Below are 6,699 nucleotides of genomic sequence, written 5' to 3'. Positions count from 1 at the left end.
TTGGTGGCGTAACTGGTGGTGTTGATGGCAACCCACTTGAAGTAATTACTGACATTATTGGCGGTGTAACTGGCGGTGTTGATGGTAATCCACTTGAAGTAATTACTGACATTATTGGTGGCGTAACTGGTGGTGTTGATGGCAACCCACTTGAAGTAATTACTGACATTATTGGCGGTGTAACTGGCGGTATCGGTGGTGGAACTTCTCCAATCTCTCCAGTGATTGATGTCGTTCAAGGCGGTATTGATATTCTACAAGGTGTAGAAAGCTTAAAAACTGAAATCATCAACACTGGCATTGATACAGTTGCAGATACAATTATCAGCATTCTTCCACAAGCAGAACATCCTGTTTCTGAAATTGCAGACCTCGGAACATTAACTTTTGAAACTTCTCGCGACACAGTAAACGGTGCACTTGAAGTTGTTTCTGATTTAGTCGGTGGTGATATCCAAGGTGCTACTGAATCGGCTACTGGTATCCTTGATACGCTGATTACAAATGGCACAACTGCTACTGGCCTAGTAACAGAAATCGTTGGTGGATTGACAGGAACTATTGGTGGTGTAACTGGTGGAGATAGCTCACTAGACTTAGTCACTGATTTACTTGGCGGTTTAACTGGTGGCGTTACTGGCGGTACAGACAACCCTATTGGCATCGTAACAGATATCGTGGGTAGCTTAACAGGCGGTGTGTCTGGTGAAGGCGGATTAGATGTTATTTCTAATTTACTAGGTGGATTAACTGGTGGTAGCTTACTCGGTGGTGTAACGTCTACAGTATCTAGCGTAACCAATACAACGCATACTATCGTACCTACATCATTGCTTACCGATAACTTCTTAGAAAACTCTTTCAATACTGTTTAATAAGTCATTAAAAGAAAGCCACTTATTACAAGTGGCTTTCTTTATTAATATATCTTTAAATATTAATTCATTTCTTCCCATCTATAATATTTCTTATGCGCCAGCTCTAACATTGCATAATCATTAGGTGTATCACCATAAGCATAAATTGTAGAATACTGCGTTAAATCATATTTGTTTTTTATTCTATTTACTTTTTCTAAATAACCACAATCACCATTAATAAAATCACCTGTCAAAATACCATCACGTATTTCAAGTTGATTACATATAACGTCTAAATCTAAAGATTGGCACCAGCTTTCTAAATAAACACCTAATGATGCAGATACAACAACAACCTGATCACCTTGTTGTTTATGCCAAAGAATACGCTCCAAAGCATTTTGACGCACACAGGTAGGAAGGACATTTTTAGCAAACTCTTGCCCCATATATTTTAGGGAATCCGCATCATAGCCCACGTATCCCACTTGGCAGAGTTTAGTTCGAATGGTTTTATCGGTTACCCATCCAAGCTTATAACCCGCTATATAAGGTGCAAGTCGAATACCACCCAGTATTTGAGTTTTTTTATTTAAAGAAAATTTAAGGAATAGACTAAATGTATCGCTGTGCGTGATCGTACCATCAAAGTCAAATAAAGCTAAGTTCATTTATGATTATCTCTAATATAATTAAAAAGTTATAAATTTAAATTTTTTAAAATTACTAAAAAACAGGCACAAAAAAACCGCTATAAAAGCGGTTAATTCTTCAAGTTGGTGCGCTCAGAGAGATTCGAACTCCCGACCCCTTAGTTCGTAGCCAAGTGCTCTATCCAGCTGAGCTATGAGCGCATTAAGTAAATGGCGGTGAGAGAGGGATTCGAACCCTCGATACCAGTAATAGGTATGCTTCCTTAGCAGGGAAGTGATTTCAGCCACTCATCCACCTCACCGGAACGAGCCGCCATAATACAAACTAAAACCCTATTGTTCAAGTCATCATAGTGAAATTTTCTTGTTTTTTAGTTCAATGAATTATTTTTTAAGCAATTTTCTCATTATTTTCGTCTTTTTAGATCAAACGCTTGTTAAGATAGATATTATTTCTTCATCAAAATACTGTAGTGCATAACACATTATTGCAAACCTAAACGTGCAGTTCGGGTCTGCATGACTTATGCTAAACTTATCTGCCAAGCGTGAAACCAAACGACATGACAAAAAACTGGGCTGACCCCGAAGCGAAAGCTGAAGCTGAACGTTATGACAATCCTATTCCGAGCCGTACTCTTATTTTAGATACATTGGAACAATTGCAGACACCGCAATCTCATGCAGAACTTGTAGATCATTTTAATATTCATGACCAAAAAAGTATTGAAGCTCTAAGTCACCGCTTAAGTGCCATGGTTCGTGATGGTCAAATCATGAAAGACGGGTTTAAATTTCAGTTGGTGGCAGATCAACCAACCTATGAAGCAACTGTTTATATCAATAGTAAAGGTTTAGGTACGGCACATATTGATGGTCAAACTGATCTTTTACTTCCTGAACGTGAATTACGTTTAGTATTTAATGGTGACCGAGTTAGAGTACGTCAGACTTCGGTTGACCGTAAAGGTAAACCTTGGGGCTTTATCACAGAAGTTTTACAACATCGTGTTAAACAATTAATTGGTAAATTGTCGGTTCACGATGGCGAATATTTTATTCAACCCAACAATCCAAATCAGCACCAACCTATTCCTTTAGAAAAAGAACTCGTAACACACGCTAAAGCAAATGTTGGCGATATGCTACGTGTCGCAATAGACAGCTATCCAACTCGTGAAGAGTTTGCAACGGCGCATATTATTCAATCTATGGCCGACAAAGCCGATACAGAAATTATCATTCCACAAACCATTCTTGAATTTGGTTTGCCATATGAGTTTCCAGATCAGGTCTTAAAAGAAGCTGAAAGTTTTAAAGAACCATCCGCTCAAGATCGTGAAGGCCGCATTGATTTACGAGATTTAGCATTAGTTACGATCGATGGTGAAGATGCTCGAGATTTTGACGATGCTGTTTATGCAGAAAAACGTCCAGGGGGCGGTTATCGTGTAGTTGTCGCAATTGCTGATGTTAGCCATTATGTACGCTTAGACTCAGCCCTCAATGAAGAAGCTGAGGAACGTGGTACTTCGGTATACTTCCCGCACTTTGTATTACCAATGCTACCAGAGGCTTTGTCAAACGGCTTGTGTTCTCTGAACCCTCATGTAGACCGCTTATGTATGGTCTGCGACTTGAAACTCTCTCGTACGGGCCGTGTAACTGGTTACGATTTTTATCCGTCGGTTATGCATTCAAAAGCACGTTTGACCTATACACAGGTAGCACAATATTTTGACGGCGCAACAGATGCGATTCCAAAAGACCGTGATGTTCATAAATCTTTAAATACGCTTTTCCAGCTTTATCAGATTTTGAAAAATTTACGTGCCGACCGTCATGCAATGGAATTTGAAACCATTGAAACCTACATGACTTTTGATGAGCTAGGCGGGATTAAAGAAATTTTGCCACGTACACGTAATGAAGCCCATAAGCTCATTGAAGAATGCATGTTACTTGCTAACGTTGCTGCGGCTGAATATGCATTAGAACATGATGTTCCAATGTTATATCGCGTGCATGAAGCTCCTGAATTCTCACGTATTCAAAAAGTAAAAGACTTTGTGAAATTACTGGGTCTACCCTTCCCCGACCAACCAACTCAAGCAGACTATCAAAGAGTAATTGAAGCAACTAAAGATCGTATTGATGCACCAAGCATTCATGCCGTCTTATTACGCTCAATGATGCAAGCTTATTATGGTGCAAAAAATGCAGGGCACTATGGTTTGGCCTATGAAGCTTATACGCATTTCACTTCACCAATCCGTCGTTACCCAGACTTATTGTTACACCGCGCCATTAAAGCACATTTGAAACAAAAGCCTTATCCACTCTCTGGTGCGGCACTAGATGATGCAGGTGAACATTTCTCTCAAACCGAGCGCCGTGCTGATGAAGCATCTCGCAGCGTAACGACTTGGTTGAAATGTCACTACATGCAACAGCATCTAGGTGATGAATTTATTGGTATTGTAAGTGCGGTGACCGAATTTGGTTTATTCGTGACACTGAAAGATCTATATGTCGATGGCATGATTCATATTAGCCAACTCGGGGATGACTTCTTTATTTATGACCAAGCGAGCCAAAATCTAGTAGGTCAAAATCGTGGTCAAGTCTTTGGTTTGGGCGATGAAGTTAAAATTCAGGTTGCTGGCGTCAATCTGGAAGAACGTAAAATTGACTTCCAGCTCATTAAGCAAGTTACCCATGCAGGCCGAGTAGTTCGTAGCCGTGCGCCGCGTACGACTAAAACTACTACGCAGGCGACTGAAGAAGTTTTCAGTAAACCAACTGTCAGTAGTGATGGTGAGCGACCTGTTCACAAAAAGAAAGAAAAAAGTAAGCCAAGTTCTTACACCAAAAAATCCGGTAAGAAAACCTCAGCAAAAGCCGAGACTAAATCAGAAAAGGTGAAGAAAAAATCTAAGCCTAAAAAGAAAAAGTCGAATGCAAAATCAAAGGCTGAATAATGAGTAAATAATTATCACAATTAAGAAATAAGTCTCCAATAGGAGGCTTATTTCTTTTTAAAAGGGTTATTTTACACATTAAGCTTGATTTCCGACTTGAGAGGACCTACATCTAATACCATGTTTAAAAAATAATGTGGCTATTAGCAATGACTTTACAGCAAGCGACTTTACCAACTCCGCGTTTTGAGCAAATTGAATTAGAAAATTTAAAACAAGACATCCAGCAAGCGATCCAAGCAGGCCAGGAATTTTTAAATACTCTTACGGCTGCACCTACAGATGCAGCTCAGCAACTTGCCGTACTTGAGCAAGTCGATACGCTTGAAAATAATCTAAGTGAATCATGGGGCGTTTTATCGCATTTAAACGCGGTAATGAGCAATGCAGAAACGAGAGAAGTCTATCAATCTTTATTACCAGTATTAAGTGAATATTACACTCAGCTTGGTCAACACACGGCGCTTTATCAAACTTATCAACACATCCATGATAGTCAAAGTTATACGTCTCTTAGCCCAGCTCAACAAAGTGCTATTCGTCTAGCTTTGCGTGACTTTAAACTTTCTGGCGTCGCTTTAGAAGGCGAAGAGAAAAAACGTTATGCAGAGATTTCTGCGCGTCTTTCACAGCTTTCTTCTGATTTTTCAAACCACGTTCTTGATGCAACACAAGCTTACTTTAAGCCACTTACCGAAGATCAGTTAAAAGGTCTTCCAGAAAGTAATATTGAGTTATTAAAACAGTATGGTAAACAACGCGAACTTGACCAAGCTGTCGCAACTCTAGATTTCCCAGCATATTTTGCAATCATGACTTATGCAGATGACCGTGAATTGCGTGAAGAGCTTTATAGAGCTTATGTAACTCGTGCATCTGATCAGTCTGAACAAACTGAGTTTGATAACAGCAAAATTATGGAAGAAATTTTGAGCCTTCGTCAGGAAATGGCAAAACTACTTGGTTTCAATAACTATGCTGAATATTCTCTTGCAAGCAAAATGGCACCAGACGTAAAAACAGTACATGAGTTTTTGGTTGACCTAGCAGAGCATGCGCGTGCTCCTGCGCTTCAAGAAGTTGCAGAACTTCAAGAAATTGCCAAACAAGATGGTGTTGATGATCTTAAACCTTGGGATACAACTTACTATTCTGAAAAGCTGAAACAGCAACAATTTAATTTATCTCAAGAAGCATTAAAGCCTTATTTCCCTGCTCCTAAAGTTATTCAGGGATTATTCCAGATTGTGCAGCGCCTATATGGCATTAACATTATTGAAAGACAAGCACCTGTCTGGCATCCAGATGCACGTTATTTTGAATTAGAAGACCAAGGCCAAGTGATTGGTGGCTTCTTCTTTGACATCTATGCACGTACAGGTAAACGTGGTGGCGCATGGATGAACGGCTTCCGCTCGCGCATGCAGACTCTTCATGGTTTACAAAAACCAATTTGCTATATGGTGTGTAATTTTACTCCTCCTGTAGGTGACCAACCTGCTTTATTGACTCATGACGAAGTGATTACTTTGTTCCATGAATTCGGACATGGTTTACATCATATGTTGACCGAAGTAGATAATATTTCGGTTGCAGGAACGCATGGGGTTGCTTGGGATGCAGTAGAACTACCGAGCCAATTTATGGAATTCTGGTCATGGGATAAAGAAAGTCTAGATGTATTAAGTGAACACATCGATAGTAAACAGACTTTGCCACAAGAATTACTAGATGCTTTATTAAATGCTCGATTCTTCCAATCTGGTATGCAAACTTTACGTCAGCTTGAATTTGCATTGTTTGACTTAACCATTCACACCAAAACGCCTGCCCTGAACAGTGAGCAAATTCAGCAAACGTTAAACGACATTCGTAAGCAGTATGCAGTCGTTCCTACTGTCGACTACAACCGTTTCCAACATAGTTTTAGTCATATTTTTGCTGGTGGTTATGCTGCAGGTTATTACTCTTACAAATGGGCAGAAGTCTTAGCAAGTGATGCATTTGATCGTTTTGAAAATGAAGGTATTTTTAATACTCAAACGGGTAAAGAATTCCGTCAGGCAATTCTAGCTGTGGGAGGAAAAGACACTGCACTTGAGGCATTTGTTAATTTCCGTGGACGCGAGCCTAAAATTGACGCGTTGTTACGTCATCAAGGTTGGACGAATGACAACAAAACCGCTTAAACTATGGGCCTAAATT

At 39.8% G+C, this 6,699-nt stretch carries 3 protein-coding genes, 2 tRNA genes and 1 pseudogene; 3 read left to right on the top strand and 3 right to left on the bottom strand.

All coding sequences use genetic code 11. The features are described from left to right. A pseudogene (locus KTJ10_RS12735) lies at positions 1 to 875 on the top strand (hypothetical protein); the annotation flags it as partial. A gap of 62 nt (positions 876 to 937) precedes the next feature. On the opposite strand, the gene KTJ10_RS12730 reads toward KTJ10_RS12735, so the two are convergent. From KTJ10_RS12730 to KTJ10_RS12720, 3 genes are all read right to left on the bottom strand, one after another. Next, positions 938 to 1,531 carry an HAD-IB family hydrolase gene (locus KTJ10_RS12730; RefSeq protein ID WP_199978372.1) on the bottom strand — a complete coding sequence of 198 codons (594 nt, stop codon included), beginning with the start codon at positions 1,529 to 1,531 and terminating at the stop codon, positions 938 to 940. Between the two features lie 106 nt (positions 1,532 to 1,637). Next, a tRNA-Arg gene (locus tag KTJ10_RS12725) sits at positions 1,638 to 1,714 on the bottom strand. A 10-nt stretch (positions 1,715 to 1,724) separates the two neighbouring features. Further along, positions 1,725 to 1,815, bottom strand: a tRNA-Ser gene (locus KTJ10_RS12720). A gap of 261 nt (positions 1,816 to 2,076) precedes the next feature. Here KTJ10_RS12720 and rnr point away from each other — a divergent pair. Together rnr and KTJ10_RS12710 are read left to right on the top strand one after the other, a co-directional pair. Beyond that, entirely contained in the window at positions 2,077 to 4,494 is a 2,418-nt protein-coding gene (gene rnr / locus KTJ10_RS12715) for a ribonuclease R (protein ID WP_199992155.1), read from the top strand. A gap of 134 nt (positions 4,495 to 4,628) precedes the next feature. Then, on the top strand, positions 4,629 to 6,683 hold the full coding sequence (locus tag KTJ10_RS12710) for a M3 family metallopeptidase (RefSeq protein ID WP_262442136.1): 2,055 nt from the start codon (positions 4,629 to 4,631) through the stop codon (positions 6,681 to 6,683). Positions 6,684 to 6,699: the final 16 nt, after the last annotated feature.

It is taken from the genome of Acinetobacter sp. WU_MDCI_Abxc222 (assembly GCF_025514755.1).
GTDB lineage: Bacteria > Pseudomonadota > Gammaproteobacteria > Pseudomonadales > Moraxellaceae > Acinetobacter > Acinetobacter geminorum.
Note: the sequence above shows the minus strand (reverse complement) of the source record. Positions and strands in the feature narration are given on the sequence as shown.